Below are 24,965 nucleotides of genomic sequence, written 5' to 3' on the forward strand. Positions count from 1 at the left end.
TTCGTCGGGTGAGTGATGCGCTGGCGTGTAAATGCAAAGTTTACTGCTAATTAATCGGTGTTTTATTTAAGAGGGGAAATCACTTTGAGATAAGTGGCTGTTAAAAAAGCACTTTGTGATAGAAAGGGAAAAGGACCCGGCTTTTTACTAAACCTAAAAAGCCGGGTCTATATTTACGTGATGATAAAATAGCTATCCTTAAGCAAAGTTAAAATTAAGGGACGGGCTCAAATACATAGGGGCTGTCGGTTGAACATTTTTGTGATGGCAGCTTCTGTCCTGCCCCTACTGATGGATCATCTATGCCAACACATGGGACAAACGACGTAGGTCCTTTATTAGCAGTCACCCTAACTACTGCCTGATTCGATTGTGAGGGCGATTGAGATTGATTTTTAAACTCGATGTCCTTATTAGGATTCAATGGCTTCCATTTAATAGGTATATGACCTGGCTGACTTGGGTCCGGATTGTGGAAAGGCATTGTGTCAGGACCATGCATGTACGCTGTAAATTGATAATAATCGGAACCATTCGCCGTCATTTTACCCTGAGTATTATGTTGATCGGGTGTACCTATTGTACCGAACGTTGGCCATTGGAATCTCACCTTCAAAGGAGCCGTTGTAATGCCATCCACTGTAGCTGTTACTGTAACATTTTGCTCCGTATGACTGGTTAATGTTGCGGTAGCTTTACCGCCAGTTGTGGTGGTCTGATCAATTGGGGTAATTGTTACTTTTGTCTGGTCCTTATCAGCTGAGACTATATTCCACTTAACTGCCTTATTAAGTAACGGTTGACCAACGGTGAATGACAAGTTATAAGATTGCTTTACAACTATAGGGCCTTGTTTGTCCGGTGTTATTAGCGATATATCTGAGTTGAAATCTACCGGAGACGGTGATGACTGAACAGGCTGATTGTTCCCAACCTTGAGTGAAACAATTACATTCCCTTTGTATTTCTTAGTACTGCTTATGATTGCCTTTAAGATTCCTTGATTATCTGTTTTAGTCTCTGGGTTTAGTGTTATTCCAAGATTAGCGGCATTTGATGGTTGAACTATATGCCACTCTGCACCACTAATGGTCTCTCCTTTAACAGGCGTGCCAGAAATATTATTGATAGTCGCCATAAATTGATATTGTTGGTAACCAGCAGGCGATAAGGTCTGTAATTCTTCGGACTTAATACCATTCTGACTAATACGATAATCTTGGGTATCTTTAGTAAAGGTAACCGGAGGTTGTACAGCAACAGCAGTCTGACCTTCAATGGAAAGTGAAACTACCACATCGGTCATGTCCTTTTTACTGCTCAATGTTGCCGTTAATTCCCCAGCCTGATTCGTTGTATCTCCATGCGTAAATTTGATATCCGGATCGGGGAGGCTCACTTCCTTACCATTCTGCGTAATTGTCCATGTCACCTTGCCAATTTTCTGCTGATGCACAGGCCGATTTTGTCCATCTAAGATGGTAGCCGTATAGGTGTAAGCATCCCGGTTGTTCGCAACCAAAGGTTTTGTCGGGTCAACTTTCATAGAGGAAATATGATATTTCGACGTATCCGGAGTAAAGGTAACCGGAGGTTGTACAGCAACAGCAGTCTGACCTTCAATGGAAAGTGAAACTACCACATCTTTCATTTCCTTTTGACTGCTCAATGTTGCCGTTAATTCCCCAGCCTGATTCGTTGTATCTCCATGCGTAAATTTGATATCCGGATCGGGGAGGCTCACTTCCTTACCATTCTGCGTAATTGTCCATGTCACCTTGCCAATTTTCTGCTGATGCACAGGCCGATTTTGTCCATCTAAGATGGTAGCCGTATAGGTGTAAGCATCCCGGTTGTTCGCAACCAAAGGTTTTGTCGGGTCAACTTTCATAGAGGAAATATGATATTTCGACGTATCCGGAGTAAAGGTAACCGGAGGTTGTACAGCAACAGCAGTCTGACCTTCAATGGAAAGTGAAACTACCACATCTTTCATTTCCTTTTGACTGCTCAATGTTGCCGTTAATTCCCCAGCCTGATTCGTTGTATCTCCATGCGTAAATTTGATATCCGGATCGGGGAGGCTCACTTCCTTACCATTCTGCGTAATTGTCCATGTCACCTTGCCAATTTTCTGCTGATGCACAGGCCGATTTTGTCCATCGAAGATGGTAGCCGTATAGGTGTAAGCATCCTGGTTGTTCGCAACCAAAGGTTTTGTCGGGTTAACTTTCACAGAGGAAACATGATATTTCGACGTATCCGGAGTAAAGGTAACCGGAGGTTGTACAGCAACAGCAGTCTGACCTTCAATGGAAAGTGAAACTACCACATCTTTCATTTCCTTTTGACTGCTCAATGTTGCCGTTAATTCCCCAGCCTGATTCGTTGTATCTCCGCTAGGCGTAAATTTGATATCCGGATCGGGGAGGCTCACTTCCTTACCATTCTGCGTAATTGTCCATGTCACCTTGCCAATTTGCTGCTGATGTACGGGCTGATTTTGTCCATCTAAGATGGTAGCCGTATAGGTGTAAGCATCCTGGTTGTTCGCAACCAAAGGTTTTGTCGGGTTAACTTTCACAGAGGAAACATGATATTTCGACGTATTCGCAGTAAAGGTAACCGGATGTTGTGCAGCAACAGCAGTCTGCCCTTCAATGGAAAGTGAAACTACCACATCTTTCATTTCCTTTTGACTGCGCAATGTTGCCGTTAATTCCCCGGCCTGATTCGTTGTATCTCCATGCGTAAATTTGATATCCGGATCGGTGAGGCTCACGTCCTGACCATTCTGCGTAATTTTCCATGTCACCTTGCCAATTTTCTGCTGATGCACAGGCTGATTTTTACCATCTAAGATGGTAGCCGTATAGGTGTAAGCATCCTGGTTGTTCGCAACCAAAGGTTTTGTCGGGTTAACTTTCACAGAGGAAACATGATATTTCGACGTATCCGGTGTAAAGGTAACCGGATGTTGTACAGCAACAGTCGCTAGACCTCCAATGGAAAGTGAAACTACCACATCTTTCATTTCCTTTTGACTGCGCAATGTTGCCGTTAATTCCCCAGCCTGATTCGTTGTATCTCCGTTAGGCGTAAATTTGATCTCCGGATCGTTGAGGTTCACTTCATGACCATTCTGCGTAATTTTCCATGTCACCTTGTCAACTTTCTGCTGATGCACGGGATTATTGTGACCATCTAAAATGGTGGCCGTATAGGTGTAAGTATTCTGGTTGTTCGCAACCAAAGGTGTTGTCGTGTCAACTTTCACAGAGGAAACATAATATTTCGACGTATCCGGAGTAAAAGAGACAGGCTGTGCCGACACCAATTTGTGGCTGCCAATGGTGAGTGAAACCGTGACATCTTTTATTGCTTCTTCACTCGCCAGAGTTGCCTTTAATTTCCCTTCTTCATCTGTTGTGACGTCACCATTAGATGGATTCCAAATAAGTCCATCCTGATTTTTGTCCTTACTCCAATTCACATTGGTGATTTTCTGGTTTTTCACCGGATTGTTATTACCATCTAACACCACAGCACTGTAGGTGTAAGTCTGGAAACGATTGGCTATCAGTGATGTTCCTGCCGGTGAAACCTCAACTTTATCGACGTGGAAACTGGCTGGGTTTTCATCAAAGCTGACTTCGCCCACTAATTGTGGCGGCTGACCATCCAGTTGCAGGTACACCTTGACATCTTTATTGGGTCGGTTACTCACTAAGACTGGTTTGTTTCTGAAATGCCCGTTTTCATCAAGCGCCACAGAATTTACAGAATTTGAGGCTTCCCAACCCTTCCATTGCAACCCCGTTTCTGTACTGATTTTAGGATCGGTTATCCATTGAACATGGTTAATAGTGGCATTTTTTACCGGTGCATTATTGGCCGTATCAAAGGTAATCACAGGATCAAACGTATATCCGTCCTTTTTATCCCCTGTCGCAGGTAATGGTCCTGCTGGGATAAAGTTAGATCTCTCCTGCTTTTTCAGCATAAAAGGCCTGACAATGACACGCATTTCAGCAGGGGGTGATTTTTGATTATTTCCCCATTCCGCAAAGGCATAAATGGGGTAATTGTTATTTTGGTTATTGCCGGATAGATAGGTTGGCAGGGTAACTTTGATTGTGTTGCCGGTCTGGGAAGAGAGCTTCCCGCCATGCTGTTCAAAATCTTTGTTGGTTGCCCAACGAACCTGCTTAAGCGGAGACTCAGAAGAGAACTTGACTGTAACGTCCTGCTGACTCCCACTGTATCCGATGATATTATCCGGAAGCGACAATTGAGCCGATGGCTTTGCCTTATGCTCAAGCACGATATGATTATTTCTTTCTACCAGATCATAACGGCTGCCCGCTAATGTCCTTGCCGTCGCCACGTTTTCTGGCGATAGCTGCACACTCAGGGGAATACCCAATCTATAGCTTAAATTTGCCAAAAATTGCGTTTCGCTGTGTCCGCTTCCCCCTTGTTTATAATCCACACCCAAAGAAAAGAGCGGAACCGGAGTGTAAGACAGCCCCAGTGTAGCCAGAGCGGGGTTTTTCTGTTTGGTCTCACGATCGAATAAAGTAACTTCATCGCCAAAATACTGCTCATAAGTCAGTTTGGCGCCCAGATTAGGATAAGTGGGTAAGAAAAACTCCCCGCTAATGTCAAAACCGTTAGCGGGGCGTTCGTAATAACCGACAAAATCCCGTGAGTTTTTCCAGTTACTTACACGATAATAGGTATTAGCGGCCAGTTTAATGTAGTCTCCCCACATTTCTCCGCCGAGCCCAAGGCGCTGATTTTTGCCGGTCAGGTCGTTGTCATAAAAGGTATTCAGGCCATACATCCAGTCCTGATAGAAATAACGGCCGCCCAACCCCAAGTTTATGGTATCCCGGCTGTCTTTGTTGCGATAGCCAAGTTGGGAAAAGAACAGCCAATCCGCTTTATTATCATAAAGTGGCAGTAAAAGATCGAGTGAGCTGTTTTTTCGTGATCCCTTTTTATCCAATCCAAAATTAATTCTGGCGGTACCAAACTGGGATAACCATTTTTGTGCTTCAGACGTTACCAGGCCGTTAACTTGCCCTACCGCATAGGATTTGGCTTGTTCGGCCAATTCTGAAGGCGAAGATGACAGTAAATTACCGGCCATTTGGAGGTTTTTAGCAATAAAATTTTGTGTATCAGCATTTGAAGTGTGATTATTTTCTTCTACGCTATTTTTTTTATGCGTATCCGAATTCAGATATTGTTTATCTGAACCATTCATTCGTGCGCCGATATTATCGTTCTCATCTGCTTTTTTCGTAGATCCTTCAGTTTTAAGCCACCCCTCTGCAAAGGAATTCGTTATTGTATAGGGTACTAATAACGTGTAAAGAAAAAATAGTAAAAATATGACCTTACCAATATATGATAACATGTTCATATACCTCATATTAAATAATACGGATGTAACCCTATTGTGATAATAGTGATGTATTTTATTTTTGCGTTATTAAAAATAATTATCACGTGATAACTATTTTTAATGACTTAAGGCACTGATGGTTTTAGCTAAGGATTTATCAAGGAAGGAATAAAAAATTAAGCGCCTTTAGGCTAAACGAGGTTTTTAAAAAATTATCAATTCATGATATTGAGATTGCGTTAAATACAATTAGAGAAATATAAGGTGCTTTCGGATAATATTAATGCGGTGTATAAACACAAATTTAAAGAGCCTGAACTGGCTCAATTGAACCAGTTCAGGAAATTATTTTAAGTCATCTGACGTTTTTTAATGAATTAACGTTTTCTATTAAAGGCAGCGGCCAATGCATCACTCATAGCGCTATTAGCTAAAGGTGCAGAACCTGAACGTGAAATAGGGCGGTTTCTGCCATTGCCGTTGCGATTATTGCGCTCCTGACGGTGACCTTCCTGAGAGCTGCGGCGTGCTGGTGTTTCACCTGGTTGCTCATCAAGACGCATGGTCAATGCAATACGCTTACGGTTGAGATCAACATCCATCACCTTCACTTTCACGATATCTCCTGTTTTGACGACGGTATGTGGATTTTCCACAAAGCGGTCGGATAGGGAGGAGATATGAACCAAGCCATCCTGATGGACACCGATGTCCACGAATGCACCAAAATTGGTCACGTTAGTGACCGTACCTTCCAAAATCATGCCCGCTTGCAGGTCGTTCATGGTTTCAACCCCATCGGTAAATGTGGCGGTCTTGAATTCAGGGCGTGGATCGCGGCCCGGTTTTTCCAGCTCTTTCAGGATATCGGTGACGGTCGGAATACCAAATTTTTCAGTCGTGAATTCCTGGGCGCTCAGGTTACGCAAATTAGCCGGATTCCCCATCAGTTCAGGCAGGGTTTGCTGAGTTGTTGCCAGGATCTTCTCAACTATTGGATAGGCTTCAGGGTGAACGGTTGAAGCGTCCAGCGGGTTATCGCCCTGATTGATGCGCAGGAAGCCCGCACATTGCAGGAAGGCTTTTGGCCCCAGACGGGTTACTTTCAATAGTTGATTACGGTTGCCGAAACGACCATTTTCATCACGCCAGTTAACAATATTTTGGGCAACAGTGCGAGTCAGGCCGGCAACGCGAGTCAACAAGGCAACAGAGGCGGTATTCAGGTCAACGCCGACGCTGTTTACACAGTCTTCAACCACGTTATCCAGTTTCTTGGCAAGCAGCGTCTGGCTAACATCATGCTGGTATTGACCCACACCAATGGATTTGGGTTCGATTTTCACCAGTTCAGCCAGTGGATCTTGCAGGCGGCGGGCAATGGAGACCGCGCCACGCAGGGAAACATCCAGATCAGGGAACTCCAGAGCAGCCAATTCAGATGCGGAATAGACAGAAGCTCCCGCTTCGCTGACCACCACCTTTTGTGCCGTGACGTCAGGATACTGTTTCTGAACGTTGGCAAAGAAGCGTTCTGTTTCACGGGATGCGGTGCCATTGCCAATGGCAACCAGTTCCACCTGATGTTTAGTGCACAGCGCTGCGACGATGGCAGCCGCTTTGTTTTCCTGTCCGGTGTGCGGGTAAATAGTATCGGTGGCAATCAGTTTGCCCGTCGCGTCAACAACGGCGACTTTTACTCCGGTACGCAAACCTGGGTCGAGGCCCATTGTTGCACGCATACCCGCAGGTGCAGCCATCAGCAGGTCATTCAGGTTACGGGCAAATACGTTAATAGCCTCGTTTTCGGCTTTCTCACGCAGTGTACCCATCAGTTCGGTTTCCAGATGCAGCAGCACCTTGATGCGCCATGTCCAGCTCACCACAGCTTTGCGCCAATTGTCAGCCGGTGCATTGTTCAGGCGCAGGTTCAGGTGATCGGTAATAATTTGTTCGCAATGACTCTCTTTTGGTGCTTCCTCAAATTGTGGATCAGCATTCAAAGCAAGTTGCAGGATACCTTCATTGCGTCCACGGAACATGGCAAGGGCACGGTGGGAAGGAACAGTGGCGATGGCTTCATGGTGGTCGAAATAATCGCTGAATTTAGCCCCTTCTTCCTCTTTACCCTCGACAACTCTGGAGACTAAATGGGCATTTTTCCATAAATATTCACGTACTTTCGCCAGCAAGGTTGCATCTTCGGCAAAACGTTCCATCAGGATATAACGTGCACCATCCAATGCGGCCTTGGTATCAGCAACACCCTTGTCAGCATTGACATAGGCAGCCGCCGCCAGTTCTGGCTCTTGCTGCGGATCTTGCCATAGCAGGTCGGCCAGAGGCTCCAATCCGGCTTCGATGGCAGTTTGTCCACGGGTACGGCGTTTAGGTTTATAAGGCAGGTACAGATCTTCCAACTCAGTCTTGCTCAGCGTTGCGTTAATCGCTTCTGCCAGTTCAATGGTTAGCTTTCCCTGTTCCTCAATCGATTTCAGGATAGTCTGACGGCGGTTGGACAGTTCACGCAGATAACCAAGACGGCTTTCGAGTTGGCGGAGCTGTGTATCATCCAGACCACCGGTGGCCTCTTTACGGTAACGGGCGATAAAGGGAACCGTATTCCCTTCATCGATCAAGGTGATGGCAGCTAGGATTTGCTGTGGTTGAGCCTGTAGCTCACCGGCAATGATTCGACTTAAAGATTCATTCATGGTCCGTTTTCTTCAACTTCTTTAGGGTCTGTAGATATCCTGAGACATCATCAGACAGAGCCGGATAAGATCAAATTTCATCTGAAACAATATCGGCATGGTTCAAACTGGCTCCATTTATACGTGCTGAGCGCGATAATTTCCAGTTTAGCGCGATATTTCAGTTATGTTGCAACAGAATTCATCAAATATCTTCTGGGTTGGGATTGGGTTGATGAGATATGAGGGTTGATGAGATATAGTATTCCGCCATTAATCATCTTTTCTCAAGTGAGTTTTTCATGGCCAAGAGTAATTATATTACCCGAGAGGGTTGGCATACGCTTGATCAGGAATTGAAATATCTCTGGAAAGTTGAACGCCCCAAAGTCACTCAGGCTGTTTCAGATGCTGCTGCATTGGGGGATCGTTCAGAGAATGCAGAGTACATTTATGGTAAAAAAAGGTTAAGGGAAATTGACCGCCGAGTACGTTTTTTGTCCAAGCGTCTGGATGTACTGCAAATTGTCGATCCTGACCCGCGACAAGAAGGGAAAGTCTTTTTTGGGGCATGGGTAAAAGTTGAAAATGAGAATGAAGAAGAACACATGTTTCGTTTGGTGGGGCCGGATGAATTCGATCCTGCTAAAAAATGGATTTCCATTGATTCTCCGGTGGCGAGGGCATTATTGGGTAAGCAGGTTGATGATGAAGTCACGGTGATGACACCGAATAGCGTGGTGACTTACTGGATACTGGAAATTAGCTATCGGCCTCTGGCATAAGTCACCTTAAAATACATGTGGTTAAGTTTCTATTGGCGTTATGGGTTTTCTGTGAAAGTGATGGATGTTGCGGGCATGGAGTATCTTGGGAGCTGAAACATGCAAGAGAGTTATAAGATCCTTGTTGTTGATGATGATATGCGCTTACGGGCGTTACTGGAACGTTACTTATCCGAACAAGGGTTTCTGGTGCGCGGCGCAGCAAATGCAGAACAGATGGATCGTTTATTGACCAGAGAATCTATTCAGTTGATTGTCCTGGATTTAATGTTGCCGGGCGAAGATGGGTTGTCTATCTGTCGAAGGCTGAGAAGTCAGCATAACTCGATCCCGATCATCATGATATCTGCGAAAGGGGAAGAGATTGATCGGATTGTTGGGCTTGAAATTGGCGCTGATGATTATCTTGCCAAGCCTTTTAATCCTCGTGAATTGTTGGCACGCATGCGGGCTGTCCTGCGGCGACAAGCAAAAGAATTGCCGGGAGCGCCGACGCCGGATGATGCGGTGATCAAGTTTGGGAAATTTAAACTTGATCTTGGAACACGTGAAATGTTTCAGCAAGATGAATTGTTACCTTTGACCAGCGGAGAATTTTCCGTGTTGAAGGTATTGGTTTCTCACCCACGTGAGCCATTATCGCGGGATAAATTGATGAATTTGGCGCGGGGACGGGAGTATGGTGCGATGGAGCGTTCCATTGATGTCCAGATTTCCCGCCTGCGTCGCCTGATTGAAGAAGATCCTGCCCATCCTCGTTATATCCAGACGGTTTGGGGGTTGGGATATGTCTTTATTCCTGATGGAAACAAGCTATGAAAAAGCCCAGTGTGGAAAAGCTTTGGCTTTCTCTGCGTACTTTGTTTTTCCGTATCCTGTTTTTAGTGCTGGGCAGCTTGCTGTTCAGCACTCTGGTGACCTTATTGCTGGTGGTATTAGAAGAGCTCCCTTTTAACGCGATATTTCCCTATCTCTTTATCAGTGTTGTGATGGTGGCATTGTCCGTATTCATGGTGTTCTGGCGATATTCCGCTATCCAGAAACATTCATTGAAGGTGATGCAAAACGTCGTTATCGACATAGGAAAAGGCAGAAAAGGCTCATCAATGCCTGAAATGGGGACACCCGCTATTCGCTCCGTGATTAGGGCGCTTAACCAATTGTCGGCGGAGCTGAAATCACAGGAGAGCGATCAGGCGGTATTAATGGCTGGTGTGAGCCATGACTTGCGTACTCCACTTACCCGTATTCGTCTGGCGATGGAAATGATGGAGGGAAAAGATGATTTTCTGACAGAATCTGTCCATCAGGACATTGAAGAGTGCAATGTCATGATTGATCAATTCATTGATTATCAGCGGGCAGGGCAGGGTATACCGATGACATGTTGTGAATTGAATGGGTTGCTTGAAGAAGTGATTACAGCAGAGCAGCGTTGTGCGGTAGATACAGATATTGAAAATTGTTTAGTGACAAGTTCGATTTTCATTTTAGCCCATCCCTTTTCCATCAAACGTGTACTGATCAATCTGTTAACTAATGCCCGGCGTTATGGCAATGGGTGGATACGCATTAGTAGTGGCTCAACAGAAAAATTTGGTTGGTTTCAGGTTGAGGACAACGGCACTGGAATGACGAAAGAAGAAGCCGCTGTTTTATTTCGGCCTTTTATGCAGGGAAAAAATAGAAGTGCAATAAATAATAGGCGTGAAATAAATAATAGACGTGAAATAAATAGCGGCGTCGGGCTGGGGCTGGCGATCATCCGTCGTATCATTGATAGCCACGGGGGGTATATTCAGGTAGGGAGCAGTGAAAAACAGGGATTGTCCATTCGTATATATATTCCGTTGAGTGCAATATGAGAACATCATTGAACGCAAAATAAGGCACTGCCGAAACCGCCTGTCATAAAAATGTCATAATTCATACATTCTATTGTCATTGAATTCACCTATTTTTCCTTCTTGAATCATTTATTACCTGAAAATCAGCTTGTCAGCGATATCTGTCATTTGTTTTTCATTAATGATGCGTATCTCAGTAGAAGACCCAACAGGAGCAACAGGAGATAGTATGAAATCAATGCGTACCACTGTGGCGAGCATCATGGCTACTGTATTTGCCATGACATCTCTGTCTTCATTTGCGGCCACCAGCTTGACGGGAGCAGGTGCGACATTTCCTGCACCGATATATACCAAGTGGGCAGATTCTTACCAGAAAGAAACGGGTAACAAAATCAATTACCAAGGTATCGGCTCTTCTGGCGGTGTAAAACAGATTATTGCCAATACCGTTGATTTTGGTGCATCTGATGCCCCGCTTTCTGATGAAAAATTGGCGACTGATGGCTTGTTCCAGTTCCCAACGGTAATCGGTGGGATTGTGCTGGCAGTGAATATTTCTGGCATTAAATCTGGTCAGTTGATTTTGGATGGTAAAACCCTTGGTGACATCTATCTGGGTAATATCAAGAAATGGAATGATCCGGCAATTGCAAAGTTGAATCCCGCTCTCAAACTGCCAGAACAAAACATTGCTGTGATTCGTCGTGCTGATGGCTCAGGAACTTCCTACGTTTTCACGAGTTACCTGTCCAAAGTTAACAATGATTGGAAGCAAAAAGTAGGAGCTGGCTCGACCGTCAAATGGCCAACCGGATTGGGCGGTAAAGGCAATGACGGGATTGCTGCATTTGTTCAGCGTCTGCCGGGTTCGATTGGTTATGTCGAATATGCCTATGCGAAGCAGAATCACCTTGCTTATACCAAACTGGTTTCGGCGGATGGTGTCGTGCTGGCGCCTGCCGAAGAGAACTTTAGTGCGGCGGCCAAAGGCGCGGATTGGAACAGCAGCTTTGCGCAGGATTTGACAAACCAGAAAGGCGATAATGCGTGGCCAATTACCTCTGCTACCTTCATTCTCATCCATAAGCAACAGGCAAATGCGGCCAAGGGTATTGCAGTGCTGAAATTCTTCGATTGGGCTTATAACAACGGCAAACAACAGGCGAAGGAGCTGGATTATGCCACCCTGCCGGAAGAAGTGGTTAGTCAGGTACGTGCAGCATGGAAGAACAATCTCTCCTTTTATTAAAGGGGAAATAACTAAAAATGAGAATGAAGCGTATGGCCGAACGTCAAACGGCACTGAAAGCACCGGGAAAAAGTGGTGACATGATCTTCAGCGCTCTGGTTAAGTTAGCAGCGCTGTTAACTTTATTTCTGCTGGGAGGCATTATCATTTCGCTGATCATTGCTTCCTGGCCGAGTATACAAACATTTGGTTTTGCTTTCTTATGGAGCAAAGAGTGGGATGCACCGGCCGGGTTGTTTGGCGCATTAGTACCGATTTATGGCACATTGATGACTTCGTTAATTGCCTTGATCATTGCAGTTCCGGTAAGTTTTGGTATTGCCCTGTTTCTGACGGAGTTGTCTCCAAACTGGTTGAAACGCCCATTGGGTGTGGCGATTGAGTTATTGGCGGCGATCCCCAGCATTGTTTATGGCATGTGGGGGCTGTTTGTTTTCGCTCCACTGTTTGCCTCCTATTTCCAGCAACCCGTTGGTGACGTGTTCTCCAGCATTCCCATCGTGGGTGCGCTGTTCTCTGGTCCTGCCTTTGGTATTGGCATTCTGGCAGCGGGTGTCATTCTTGCCATCATGATTATCCCCTATATCGCTTCGGTCATGCGCGATGTGTTTGAACAGATCCCTGTGATGATGAAAGAGTCTGCCTATGGTATCGGTTGTACAACATGGGAAGTGATTTGGCATATCGTCTTGCCTTATACCAGGAATGGTGTGATTGGTGGCGTAATGTTAGGGCTGGGTCGGGCATTGGGAGAAACAATGGCGGTCACCTTTATTATCGGTAATACCTACCAGCTTGATAGTTTGTCGCTGTATATGCCGGGGAACAGTATCACTTCTGCATTGGCAAATGAATTCGCTGAGGCTGAATCTGGCCTGCATACCGCCGCATTGATGGAGCTGGGGCTGATTTTATTTGTCATCACCTTTATTGTTCTGGCGTTGTCAAAATTAATGATGATGCGTCTGGCAAAAAATGAGGGGCTGCGTTGAGATGACAATCATCAATGAGCAACCTTCACATTTAGTCGATACAGTAAACGACGCGGAGATGAAAAGCCGTCGCCGTATGCAATCATGGCGTCGCCAGAAAAATCGGCTGGCGTTGGTGCTATCCATGATGACGATGGCATTCGGCTTATTCTGGCTGGGTTGGATTTTAATCTCTACCGTCACTAAAGGTATCGATGGTATGTCGCTGGCGTTGTTTATTGAAATGACGCCACCTCCCAATACCGAGGGCGGTGGGTTGGCAAACGCCATCGTTGGCAGTGGTTTGCTGATCTTCTGGGCGACGGCGTTTGGCACGCCATTGGGGATTATGGCGGGAATTTATCTGGCGGAATATGGTCGCCGTTCATGGCTGGCAGAAATCATCCGCTTTATTAATGACATCTTGCTTTCAGCCCCTTCGATTGTTGTCGGATTATTTGTCTACACAGTTGTGGTAACGAAGATGCAACACTTTTCGGGTTGGGCAGGGGTAATGGCACTGGCACTGTTGCAGATCCCCATTGTTATTCGCACGACGGAAAACATGCTGAAATTAGTGCCGGATAACTTGCGTGAAGCCGCTTATGCCCTGGGAACGCCGAAATGGAAAATGATCTCTGCCATTACTTTAAAGGCATCAATATCAGGCATTATGACCGGTGTATTACTGGCTATTGCTCGTATCGCTGGTGAAACGGCTCCATTGTTGTTCACCTCGCTTTCCAACCAGTTCTGGAGCACCGATCTTAACCAGCCGATGGCAAACTTGCCTGTCACTATTTTCAAGTTTGCCATGAGTCCATTCTCTGACTGGCAGCAGTTGGCATGGGCGGGGGTATTACTGATCACCCTATGTGTATTACTCATTAACATTGTGGCGCGTGCGCTGTTTGCGAAGAAAAAGCACTAATATTTTTTCGAAGGAACAAAAGCAGAAGGTATTAAAGAGACACAGACTGATGAATAAGGCTAATGACGTTATTTCAGTAAATAGCATAGCAGTAAATAAAATCGCAGGAAGTAAAATTCAGGTACGTGATCTGAATTTCTATTACAGCAAGTTTCACGCGTTGAAAAATATTACGCTCGATATTGCACAAAATAAAGTGACGGCATTCATCGGGCCATCGGGCTGTGGTAAGTCCACGTTACTACGTACTTTCAACAAAATGTATGAATTGTACGGTGATCAGCGCGCTGAAGGTGAAATTATTCTGGATGGCGCCAATATTCTGACAGACAAGCAAGATATTGCTTTGCTACGTGCCAAAGTTGGGATGGTCTTCCAAAAACCAACACCATTCCCGATGTCCATTTACGACAATATTGCTTTCGGAGTGCGCCTGTTTGAAAAACTGCCCAGAACAGAGATGGATGAACGAGTTCAATGGGCGTTGACCAAAGCGGCATTGTGGAATGAAACCAAAGATAAATTGCATCAGAGTGGGCATAGCCTTTCCGGTGGTCAGCAACAGCGTCTGTGTATTGCCCGTGGTATTGCTATTCGTCCTGAAGTTTTATTGCTGGATGAGCCCTGTTCGGCACTTGATCCAATTTCGACAGGACGTATTGAAGAGTTGATCAGCGAACTGAAATCGGAATATACCGTAGTGATCGTTACCCACAATATGCAGCAGGCGGCGCGCTGTTCGGATTACACCGCATTTATGTACCTTGGTGAACTGATTGAGTTTAGCGATACCGATAGATTGTTTACCACACCAAAGATGAAACAGACCGAAGATTACATTACTGGTCGTTACGGTTAATACGGGGCATAGCATAGTATGGACAATCTGAATCTCAGCAAACATATCTCCGCTCAGTTTACTGCTGAACTGGAATATATTCGTACAGAATTGATGACAATGGGCGGGCTGGTGGAAGAACAGCTCAGTAAGGCGATTCTGGCGATGCACAATCAGGATGAAGTATTGGCACGACAAGTGATTGAAGATGACCAGAAGGTTAATATGATGGAAGTGGCGATTGATGAAGCGTGTGTCCGTATCATTGCAAAACGCCAACCGACGGCCAGTGACCTGCGCCTGATCATGGTTATTTCAAAGACCATTGCTGAACTGGAGCGTATTGGCGATGTGGCCAATAAGATCTGTAAGACTGCGCTTGAAAGATTTTCACATCAACAGCAATCTTTACTGGTTAGCCTGGAGTCATTAGGGCGTCATACGATCCAAATGTTGCATGATGTGTTGGATGCCTTTGCCCGTATGGATCTGCAAGAAGCCATCCGTATCTACCATGAAGATAAAAAAGTGGATCAGGAATACGAAAGCATTATCCGTCAGTTAATAACCTATATGATGGAAGATCCCAGAACCATTCCAAATGTCATGACGGCTCTCTTCTGTGCCCGTTCTATTGAGCGCATTGGTGACCGTTGCCAGAATATTTGTGAATTTATCTTCTATTACGTTAAAGGGCAGGACTTCCGCCATATTGGTGGTGGTAATATGGAAAAATTATTGACCCAAAAAGAATAGCTATTATTCCAAAATTGAATAAATATAGTATTTTATATTATTTCAGGTGCTATATCGAAATTGATAGCTTTTGTTGATATATAAAAATTAATAACCAACAGGGGTGTACAATGAAGATTAGCAATAAATCTCGCGTAGCGGTCACTGCTCTGCTGACCAGCTTGGCATTGGTTTCAGGAGTGGCAAAAGCAGATAAACTTGATGATATTAAAAAAGCTGGCACGGTACGTATTGCTGTATTCGACAGTAACCCACCATTTGGTTTTATCGATCCCCAAACGAAAAAATTGGCAGGCTATGATGTCGATATCGCTAATGCAATTGCCAACGATTTGGGGGTCAAGCTGGAATTGCGTCCAACGAATCCAGCAAACCGCATTCCTCTGCTTTCTTCCAAAAAAATTGACTTAATTGCTGCTAACTTCACGATCACTGATGAACGTGCAAAACAAGTTGATTTTTCCATCCCTTATTTTGCGACTGGTCAGAAATTTATTGCCCGCAAAGGTGTTCTGACCAAGCCGGACGATATTGCCAAACTGCGTATTGGTGCAGACAAGGGAACTGTACAGGAAATTACTTTGCGTGAGCGTTATCCCACCGCCAAAGTGATCTCTTATGATGATACACCGTTGGCATTTGCGGCGCTGAGAAATGGTAATGTTCAGGCTATCACGCAGGATGATGCGAAACTGGTTGGTTTGCTGGCAAACGTACCAGAAGCCCAGAAAGCCGATTTTGAAATTTCTCCTTTCAGCATCACGCGTGAATACCAGGCAGTTGCGGCTTCCAAAGGGGAAACGCGATTGGTTGATTCGGTTAACCAAACCTTACTGAAATTGGAAAAAGAGGGGGAAGCAGAGAAAATCTATAACCGCTGGTTTGGCCCAGACACTAAATCCGCTCAACCGCGTGGTGATTTTAAATTTGCTCCGTTAGAGGATCAGGCAAAACAGTAATGTTTGTTTAGCTGTTTCTGTTTAGTGCTTCCATTTAAGAACACAAATTAATTAGCCCCGTTATTTCGGGGCTTTGCTGTTTGTTTATGCGGTGAATGATATGTTTGAGCAATTTATTACCGAGCATTTACTGGCTCCTGAATATCTGCAATGGCTTTGGCAGGGATTTCTGATCACCTTGTGGCTTTCTGCCTGTGTCATTGCCTCCTCCACTTTACTGGGTTTTGTGATTGCGGCGGTACGGGATAGCCAAATCAAGCCACTGCGCTGGTTGGTTACGGCTTACACTACTGTATTTCGTAACACGCCTCTGTTGGTACAACTGTTTTTCTGGTACTTCGCATCCGGGCAAATTTTGCCGCAAGCCGCAATGATGTGGCTGAATACGCCCCATGACACAATGATTTTGGGTCTGACACTGGAATGGCCATCCTTTGAATTTCTGGCGGGATTCATCGGATTAACTCTCTATTCAGCTCCGTTTGTTGCAGAAGAATTACGTGCGGGTATTCAGGGCGTCGGACGCGGGCAAAAATATGCTGCCCATGCATTGGGTTTAACGGGCTGGCAGGCCATGCGTCACGTTGTATTGCCGCAGGCACTGAAAATAGCTATGCCACCTTTATTGGGGCAATACATGAATATTGTCAAAAATTCATCATTAACTATGGCAATTGGTGTGGCTGAACTCTCCTATGCTTCTCGTCAGGTGGAAACTCAATCCTTACAAACCTTTGAGGCATTTGGTGTGGCGACAGTGCTCTACATCGCCATTATTGCTGTGATGGAAGGCTGGGGACAATGGCGCCAACAGAGAACGTTGGCGAGAGGGTATTGATATGGACTTTACGGTTATTGCAGAAAACTGGCGTTATTTGCTCTTGGGAACCTTTCCCGATGGGCCATTAGAAGGGGCGGCATTGACGTTGGTAATCAGTATCATAGCGGGGACGATCTCCATTGTATTGGGTATTTTGGGTGGCGTTGCTCTGGCAATGCTGCGCGGTTTTTGGGCCAACCTATTGGCGGCAATACTGGGTTTCTTTCGCGCCATTCCAGTCATTATGCTGATTTTCTGGACGTATTTCTTGTTGCCTGTCGTATTGGGTATGGAGATCCCTGAAATTACGACCGTTGTCTGTGCGCTGGCATTGATTACTTCGGCTTATTTAGCACATGGTGTCAAAGCGGGAATTTTAGCGATTGGTGATGGTCAATGGCGGGCAGGGTTATCACTGGGTTTCAATCGTTGGGAAGTGCTTTGGCATATCGTTTTGCCGCAGGCATTGCGCATGATGGTGCCTTCATTTATTAATCAGTGGATTGCGTTAATCAAAGATACCTCATTGGCTTATATCGTTGGCGTCGCGGAATTGTCATTTCTGGCGACCCAAGTGAATAACCGCAGTATGGTTTATCCAATGGAAGTCTTCTTATTCGTTGCGCTGGTTTATTTTGTGATGTGTTTATCACTGGAGTTGATTGCCAATTATGTTGCCCGTCGCTTCTCGGTGAAACGTGAAAGAACAACAATCTTCGGATTTTGGCGTAAAAAAACGTTGACCGTGGTTCCTCAAAATTAATATCTGGCAAATATTTTCGTTATTGTATTCATTCCCTGCTGTGAGGCAGGGTTTTTTTTATTTACCACTTTATTTCATAAAATTCAGAACAAAAGCTAAAAAATATAATTTTATTATTCAGTTTAATGCCAATTGATTCATAACAATAACCCTTGCTGTGTAAGGAATTACACAGCAAGGGTGCAGTATTCTGTTAATCATTGTACTCCGGTTGAGTTTATTTATTATAAAAGATAATTAACTCCATGAACCCTTTCCACCACCTGTTCCTGCTATAAGGGAAATTGCGAGACCGCCGAAGGAGCCAGTCAGATAGTTATTTGAATCAAAGAAAAATAAACTAAAGGCTATGGGCGATGCATCAAACACGAAACTTACAGTATCAGAATAAAGTGTGTTTAAATCGTCTGTAAGAAGAATTCCTTGAAAAACTGCAATGCCGGGAGTCGTCAATCCTCCTGCCGTCCCGCGAAAAGCTTTGCTACCAGCAAGATCTAGGTGCATGTCAAATGTCAGATAAAAAATGAGGCTTTCTACTTGACCGCCAGCTGAATATGTCTCTGTTTTTAGAGAAGCCATTTTTTTCGTAGCTTCATCAATAAGTTTGGGTTCTAGCTTCCCTTGCATAGTTTGTTGAAAATTTTCAATAAGTTTTAGTTTTATTTCATTTTTTTCTAATTCGTTCATAATATTACCTCTTTTATAGTTTATTGAATATAGAGAAAAAATAATATCTAAAATGTATGAATCTTATTATTTTGTTTAAATATAAATAATAATTCATAACAACAGATGTTTCTGTGTAAGGCTTTATAGGGTGATGGAATAACAATCCATCGTTTATTATATCTAGTCACAACTATTTTATTATATAATTCCATCATGTTACTATTTATAGTATGATCGGTTATGAAGAATACACCAAATATTATTTGGTTATATTTATAATCTTTTTAAGAATAAAAATAAAAGTATTTAAATTAACAGATTAAATTACCTAATTGATTCAATTAATGGCGTTTCTCTTTTCCAAACACAGCAATGAGCACAGAGGTCAACAACAGCAATGTCCCTGCTGCGATCAATACCGACAGGAATGAGTGATTGAAAGCCTGTTTTGCTGCCTGGATCAGCGACAGTGCGGCCTCTCCCTTTAGTCCTTCTGCGACAATAAGAGCCTCATCAATACTGTTTCGTGCCAATTCTGGGATGCTCATATCAGACGGAAAGGTGAATGAGGCAGAATAGACTGCCACCATTAGGCTGCCGAGAACAGCTATCCCGATTAAACTTCCCAATTCATAGGCGACTTCTTCGATAGAGGCGGAGGTGCCAGCTTTGTTTTCTGGAGTATTTAGCATGATGGATGTGGAAGCAGCGGTCATTGCCGCACCAATACCAAATCCAATGACGAAAAATGCAGTGATTTGTATGAAAAGCCCGGATTGCAGGCCTGAGAGATAAACAAAAACTCCCAGTCCAGCAAAGGTGAGCGAGAGCCACATGATCCGTTCAGAGCCAAATTTTGGTATAGCGATCCCAGCCAGGGGGCCAGCAATAAAAGAGGCAATAGGAATGGGTAGAATAAATAATCCCGCCAATAAGGGAGATAGACTCATGGCGAGTTGGAAGCGTTGGCTAACAGCAAGTTCCATACCGACCAGTGCTGCTGTAGAAACGAAAGCAACGACAATTCCCGCAGTGAAAGCACGATTGCGGAAAAGCCTGAAATCGATCATGGGGGTTGATGAATTTAACTGGCGACGAATGAAGATGGCCGTGAAAATAATGCCTGTGATGCCCACTATCGAGGCAGTTACCAATGAAGGTATTGGTTTGCTTAACTCCTTGATCGCATAGGTGATACTTACCAGGCCAATCATGATTTGCAAAGAAGCAATAAGGTCAAAGGTATGGTCTGGATTGTTCGGGCTTTTAGAAATAACGACCAGAGCAAAGCCTAATGCAATGAGGGCGATTGGAACGTTGATCAGGAAAACCGAACCCCACCAGTAATATTCGAGCAGGAACCCGCCGATAACCGGACCCAGCGCGGCTCCGCCTGAAATTATGGCAGACCAGATGCCAATGGCAAGCGCTCTTTCGTTTGGATTTTCAAACGATTGCCGGACGATTGCGAGTGTCGCAGGCATCATCATCGCCGCGCCAAAAGCAAGCACCACACGTGCCGCAATCAGAGTGGCAGGATTGGGGGAAAATGCAGCCATCAGTGATGCAACACCGAAAATGGCTAACCCGTTAGTAAACAGTTTCTTGGCACCAAAACGGTCACTCAACGCCCCCATAGCGGGAAGTAAGCCAGCAATGGTCAACGTATAAGCATTCATGATCCACAGTTTCTCTGAGGCAGAAGCATGCAGATCATGTGTCAGCCGTGGCAAAGCGGTGTATAGCACTGTCATATCCATAACAACTAAGAAAAGTGCACTGGAAATAATAGCGAGTACAAGCCAGCGGATATTCGATTTCATAAGCAAACTCACCAAACCTTGACTAAATTGTTGGCGGTAATTATAAATACATACGTATTTAATTAAAAGGAGGTTTGCATGGGACGACGTAAAACTATTGATCGGGAAGCTCTGCTGGATGCAGCGGAACATATTGTCACAACACATGGCGCGGCGGCTCTCACTATAGATGCACTGGCGAAGACGGTTGGCATTACCAAGGGAGGAGTGCAATACAGTTTTAGAACAAAAGATGGTCTTATTGATGCCATGTTTGAGCGTTGGGAGGCGAATTATGACAAACAGTTTCATAGAATTGCCGGAAATGATCCCCACCCGCTGACAACAGTGCGTGCGCATATTGAGGCGATCAAGCGATCTGATGAAGCATCGACGGCAAAGGCGGCTGGTTTGATGGCGGCTTTATTACAAACACCGGAACATCTCGAATCAACCCGTATCTGGTATCGACAACGCATAGCAGGATTGGAGACAACGACGGAAGAAGGTCGGCAGGCGCGTTTGGCGTTTTTAGCAACAGAAGGAGCATTCTTTCTGCGTTTCTTCGGCTTAATGGATGTGACAGAAGATGAATGGGAAGATATCTTTAACGACATTCTTGCTGCTATGTCACCCTGAATTTCTTTTGCAAGACCAATAACGGGCTAATCGAATAAAATATCGTCGAAAAATGAATCTCCTCAATAATCATAATGTTATTTAACCTGTTGATTACACGTGTCGCAAACGTTTTCTTTTTTACCGTTTCAGAGTAACGATTTAGATGAGTTTCCTGTAGGATAGGTCGAAAACTTCGCTTTTTTTGGGAAACAATATTACATGAGCACAATAAATTCTGGCTCTGTTCATCGTCAGGGCTTGCTTCAGCGCGTGTTTAAATTAGGGGAACATGGCACAACAGTTCGTACTGAAATAATTGCCGGGCTGACAACTTTTTTAACGATGGTTTATATCGTCTTTGTTAACCCGCAAATTCTGGCGGTTGCAGGCATGGATATTAAAGCGGTATTTGTTACGACCTGTTTAATCGCCGCAATTGGTAGCATTATGATGGGATTGATGGCGAATCTGCCTGTTGCCGTTGCACCTGCGATGGGACTGAATGCGTTTTTTGCCTTTGTTGTGGTCGGTGCGATGGGGCTTTCATGGCAGGTTGCGATGGGGGCAATTTTCTGGGGTGCAGTGGGATTGTTTATATTGACTCTCTTTCGTATCCGTTACTGGATGATCGCCAATATTCCATTGAGCCTGCGTGTGGGTATTACCAGTGGTATCGGTCTTTTCATTGCCATGATGGGGCTGAAAAATGCGGGTATTATTGTGCCTAATCCCGACACGATTGTCTCAATCGGTAACTTTGCTTCCCATAACGTTTTGTTGGGAACATTGGGCTTTTTCATTATTGCCATTTTAGCGGCACGTAATTTCCATGCGGCGGTGTTGGTTTCGATTATTGTGACAACCGGCATTGGTTTGATGATGGGATATGTGGAATATCACGGTATTTTTGATCTGCCGCCCAGTGTAATGAGCGTAGTGGGTAACGTTGATGTAAAAGGTGCATTGGATGTCGCATTGGCGGGCGTGATTTTCTCATTTATGCTGGTGAACTTATTTGATTCTTCCGGCACATTGATTGGTGTGACGGATAAAGCGGGTATTGCTGACAGTAAGGGCAAATTCCCCCGCATGAAACAAGCCTTGTACGTGGACAGCATCAGTTCGGTGGCGGGTTCTTACATTGGAACCTCTTCGGTTACCGCCTATATTGAAAGTTCTTCGGGCGTTTCTGTTGGTGGCCGGACGGGTTTGACGGCGATTGTCGTGGGTATTTTATTTCTGTTGGTTATGTTTATCTCTCCACTGGCAAGCATGGTGCCTGCCTATGCTACAGCGGGGGCCTTGATTTATGTGGGCGTCTTGATGACTTCCAGCCTGACAAGGGTGAAATGGAACGATCTGACTGAATCCGTCCCTGCTTTTATTACCGCAGTGATGATGCCATTTAGTTTCTCCATTACTGAAGGCATTGCACTAGGTTTTATCGCTTATTGTGTCATGAAATTGGGTACTGGCAAATGGCGTGAAGTTGGCCCATGTGTTCTTGTCGTGACGCTATTGTTTGTATTGAAAATGGTGTTTGTGGATGCCCACTGAGCACGATTGAAACAGTGATTAAGAGCCGGCCTGACAGTAGATTATGTCAGGCTTGCTGATTTAATGGGTTAATTTATTGAATATTTTTAGGTGCGACAAAGCCAATGCAAACAGTATCTAACTCAGCACTTGGTTGGGCCTGAAAGGCGAACTCTTCTTTGTGACTGAGCACCAATGATGGCCATTCTGTCAGAGTATGTTGGAAATCTTCCTCTGCACAGCTCTTTCCTCGTTCTCCCACTAGCAAGGCACCGTATTTCACAATATTATCCTGTTTGATATGGCGGTTATAGATATTCGGTGGTGCACCATTATCTAATTCCCAGGGTTGTATCGTTTCAGGGTGATAATAGCTATAAAATGTCAGCCATTGATGCAGATATTCGCCGCCAACATAATGCAATGGTGTTGGATACAGTTCGTTCCAACGTTGATCAAGTTGGTTGGCAAGGGTTTTTATGCCAACAAATTTTTGCCCTGCATCACGGATATTTGCCATCATCACACCGGCGTAACCGCCCAACACCAATACACCAAACACAGTCAATCCCCGTAATGTGCTTCGCAAAGGTTTTTTAGGGAATACCGTTATCGATCCCACCAACAATGCCGGCGAAACGACCATAAAAGGTTGCACCCATTCGGTCATACGCCCGCCCTGATTGAAGGAAAACCAGCCGTAAATAATCAGCAGAGGCAGCAGGATCACGATATTAGCCAACGCATTGGATTGCTGCTTGGGCCAGCCAATCCGACCACCCAGCAGGTAAATAATGACACTGACGATAATTAACGGGTAGAACACGGAAAGCATAGCGCGTGTGGTATGTAGGTTGAATCCTTTCTGAATTTGGGAATCTACCCACTTAAAGGCGACAAAGTCGTTATACACCAGCCACCAAACGTTCGGCAGTACCAGCAGGAGCCAGATGACAATGGCGAGATAAAATAGTGGCTCCCGATAGTTGCGGCGTATTTTAGGCACGAACAGGGAGAGCAAAAAGATCGAGCCGACGATAGCAAGCGAAGAGTATTTTGCCATTGTTGCCAGCCCTGTGGTGAGGGCGAATGCCAGCCACCATTTGGGGTGATCGTCAATGGCACGCAGGAAAAACAGCAATGACCACGGCCAGAGCATAACCAAAAGATAATTATCATTATAAGGAATGATATCAAAATTGATGATACCGGATAGATTCAGAGTCAGCATGGCAAGCCATGCGAGCACAACTTTGCCCGTCAACCGGAAAGCCAGTTGCCAAACCCCAAGCATACCGATGGCAATGGCGACAAAGTGACTGAAATACCAATAAAAACTGAGAGAAATGTCGTTGATAGAGATAGCGGGTAGCATGATGGCTCCCACTAACCATGGGTTTTTGGGCGAACCCCATTCCCCATTAATGCCCCAGTTTAAAGCTTCTACCGCATCATAAGGAACGGTGGGATCGAGAGAGTAACTTGCTATTATCCACAAAACGGCATAACCAATGACCCAAAGATACAATGGCATGCGATAAGAAGGAGTATCAAAAAAACGCATGGTAGTCTGATGATCATATTATTTAAGTTAAATCTATCTAGAATACTAGACGAAATTTGGACTATAGGTGAATGGCATTGGATGTTAATGGTAGTTTCTGTTAGATTTCGCCGAAAATATCTTGATAAAAGTGAGTTGAGTCACAAGCTATGAGCCCGTTAAAGAAAAAATCACCAGCGAAGTTTTCCGCTGGTCAGCAAAAGCAAAAAAGAAAAAGTCGCGCAGAGCTGGATGCAGAAGGACGCGAGCGTAAGCGCCAGAAAAAACGCCGTGGTAATGGTAATCCGACAGGTAGCCGTCAGAGCGATAATGGCAGTAATAAAAAGCGTTCAGTAGTCAAACAGGAAAAAGATCCACGTATCGGCAGTAAAGTTCCGGTTCCTCTGTTCGTTGATGGGAAAGTCGCAGATGAAAAAGCATCAACGGTTAAACCGGTTATAGAGCAACAGAAACCTCGCCTGTCACCACAGGAAGAGCTGGAAATGCTGGAAAATGATGAACGATTGGATGATTTGTTGGCACGTTTTGAGCAGGGTGAAAAACTGTCCCAGGAAGACCATGCTTATGTCGATAATATGCTCGATCGCATTGATACCCTGATGGAAGAGTTGGGCATCAATCTGGATGAAGAGAACAGTGAAGAAGAGTCACAGGAAGATATCATGCAATTACTGAAGGGTAAGTAACGCCTTCATCAATGAATTGTGATCGTAAAAGGCGGGTTCATTCTGATATCCACAGTATT

At 44.7% G+C, this 24,965-nt stretch carries 19 protein-coding genes; 14 read left to right on the top strand and 5 right to left on the bottom strand.

The features are described 5' to 3' along the window. Window positions 1–214: 214 nt before the first annotated feature. A complete protein-coding gene (locus ACE1SE_RS00600) occupies window positions 215–5,272 on the bottom strand; it encodes an inverse autotransporter beta domain-containing protein (protein WP_374052218.1) in 5,058 nt (1,685 codons plus the stop codon). Window positions 5,273–5,790: 518 nt separating this feature from the next. Next, window positions 5,791–8,127, bottom strand: a complete 2,337-nt coding sequence (locus ACE1SE_RS00605) for a Tex family protein (RefSeq protein ID WP_374052219.1) — start codon at window positions 8,125–8,127, stop codon at window positions 5,791–5,793. A gap of 281 nt (window positions 8,128–8,408) precedes the next feature. On the opposite strand from ACE1SE_RS00605, the gene greB reads away from it, so the two are divergent. The 11 genes from greB to ACE1SE_RS00660 all read left to right on the top strand — a co-directional run bounded on the left by greB (window position 8,409) and on the right by ACE1SE_RS00660 (window position 18,028). Beyond that, window positions 8,409–8,891 (top strand): transcription elongation factor GreB, encoded by a 483-nt coding sequence (gene greB / locus ACE1SE_RS00610; RefSeq protein WP_374052220.1) that lies wholly within the window; start codon window positions 8,409–8,411, stop codon window positions 8,889–8,891. Between the two features lie 99 nt (window positions 8,892–8,990). Further along, window positions 8,991–9,710, top strand: coding sequence for an osmolarity response regulator transcription factor OmpR (ompR, locus tag ACE1SE_RS00615; protein WP_374052221.1), 720 nt, complete (start codon window positions 8,991–8,993; stop codon window positions 9,708–9,710). Then, on the top strand, window positions 9,707–10,756 hold the full coding sequence (locus ACE1SE_RS00620) for an ATP-binding protein (protein WP_374052222.1): 1,050 nt from the start codon (window positions 9,707–9,709) through the stop codon (window positions 10,754–10,756). The genes ompR and ACE1SE_RS00620 overlap by 4 nt, the downstream gene beginning before the upstream one ends. 211 nt (window positions 10,757–10,967) lie before the next feature. Next, window positions 10,968–11,990, top strand: coding sequence for a phosphate ABC transporter substrate-binding protein PstS (pstS, locus tag ACE1SE_RS00625; protein ID WP_374052223.1), 1,023 nt, complete (start codon window positions 10,968–10,970; stop codon window positions 11,988–11,990). Between the two features lie 32 nt (window positions 11,991–12,022). Beyond that, window positions 12,023–12,982, top strand: a complete 960-nt coding sequence (pstC, locus tag ACE1SE_RS00630) for a phosphate ABC transporter permease PstC (RefSeq protein ID WP_374053546.1) — start codon at window positions 12,023–12,025, stop codon at window positions 12,980–12,982. A gap of 58 nt (window positions 12,983–13,040) precedes the next feature. Next, window positions 13,041–13,892, top strand: a complete 852-nt coding sequence (pstA, locus tag ACE1SE_RS00635) for a phosphate ABC transporter permease PstA (RefSeq protein ID WP_374053547.1) — start codon at window positions 13,041–13,043, stop codon at window positions 13,890–13,892. Between the two features lie 49 nt (window positions 13,893–13,941). Then, window positions 13,942–14,751: a phosphate ABC transporter ATP-binding protein PstB gene (pstB, locus tag ACE1SE_RS00640; protein WP_374052224.1), complete on the top strand. Its 810-nt coding sequence runs from the start codon at window positions 13,942–13,944 to the stop codon at window positions 14,749–14,751. 18 nt (window positions 14,752–14,769) lie between these two features. After that, window positions 14,770–15,486 (top strand): phosphate signaling complex protein PhoU, encoded by a 717-nt coding sequence (gene phoU / locus ACE1SE_RS00645; protein ID WP_374052225.1) that lies wholly within the window; start codon window positions 14,770–14,772, stop codon window positions 15,484–15,486. A gap of 110 nt (window positions 15,487–15,596) precedes the next feature. Further along, window positions 15,597–16,445 carry an ABC transporter substrate-binding protein gene (locus ACE1SE_RS00650; RefSeq protein WP_374052226.1) on the top strand — a complete coding sequence of 283 codons (849 nt, stop codon included), beginning with the start codon at window positions 15,597–15,599 and terminating at the stop codon, window positions 16,443–16,445. A gap of 100 nt (window positions 16,446–16,545) precedes the next feature. Beyond that, window positions 16,546–17,283 (top strand): amino acid ABC transporter permease, encoded by a 738-nt coding sequence (locus tag ACE1SE_RS00655; RefSeq protein ID WP_374052227.1) that lies wholly within the window; start codon window positions 16,546–16,548, stop codon window positions 17,281–17,283. Between the two features lies 1 nt (window position 17,284). Beyond that, on the top strand, window positions 17,285–18,028 hold the full coding sequence (locus tag ACE1SE_RS00660) for an amino acid ABC transporter permease (protein ID WP_374052228.1): 744 nt from the start codon (window positions 17,285–17,287) through the stop codon (window positions 18,026–18,028). A 237-nt stretch (window positions 18,029–18,265) separates the two neighbouring features. Here ACE1SE_RS00660 and ACE1SE_RS00665 read toward each other — a convergent pair whose 3' ends face one another. Then, window positions 18,266–18,715, bottom strand: coding sequence for a VapA/VapB family virulence-associated protein (locus ACE1SE_RS00665; RefSeq protein ID WP_374052229.1), 450 nt, complete (start codon window positions 18,713–18,715; stop codon window positions 18,266–18,268). Between the two features lie 323 nt (window positions 18,716–19,038). Beyond that, entirely contained in the window at window positions 19,039–20,520 is a 1,482-nt protein-coding gene (locus ACE1SE_RS00670) for an MFS transporter (RefSeq protein WP_374052230.1), read from the bottom strand. 78 nt (window positions 20,521–20,598) lie between these two features. On the opposite strand from ACE1SE_RS00670, the gene ACE1SE_RS00675 reads away from it, so the two are divergent. Then, on the top strand, window positions 20,599–21,138 hold the full coding sequence (locus ACE1SE_RS00675) for a TetR/AcrR family transcriptional regulator (RefSeq protein WP_374052231.1): 540 nt from the start codon (window positions 20,599–20,601) through the stop codon (window positions 21,136–21,138). A gap of 201 nt (window positions 21,139–21,339) precedes the next feature. Continuing rightward, window positions 21,340–22,677 (top strand): NCS2 family permease, encoded by a 1,338-nt coding sequence (locus tag ACE1SE_RS00680; protein WP_374052232.1) that lies wholly within the window; start codon window positions 21,340–21,342, stop codon window positions 22,675–22,677. A 73-nt stretch (window positions 22,678–22,750) separates the two neighbouring features. Here the strand turns inward: ACE1SE_RS00680 and ACE1SE_RS00685 are convergent, their stop codons facing one another. Beyond that, complete coding sequence (locus ACE1SE_RS00685) at window positions 22,751–24,220, bottom strand: glycosyltransferase family 39 protein (RefSeq protein ID WP_374052233.1); 1,470 nt, start codon at window positions 24,218–24,220, stop codon at window positions 22,751–22,753. A 149-nt stretch (window positions 24,221–24,369) separates the two neighbouring features. On the opposite strand from ACE1SE_RS00685, the gene yihI reads away from it, so the two are divergent. After that, on the top strand, window positions 24,370–24,906 hold the full coding sequence (gene yihI / locus ACE1SE_RS00690) for a Der GTPase-activating protein YihI (protein ID WP_374052234.1): 537 nt from the start codon (window positions 24,370–24,372) through the stop codon (window positions 24,904–24,906). The last annotated feature ends 59 nt before the right edge of the window (window positions 24,907–24,965 follow it).

It is taken from the genome of Xenorhabdus taiwanensis, from assembly GCF_036512875.1.
Classification (GTDB): Bacteria; Pseudomonadota; Gammaproteobacteria; order Enterobacterales; family Enterobacteriaceae; genus Xenorhabdus; species Xenorhabdus taiwanensis.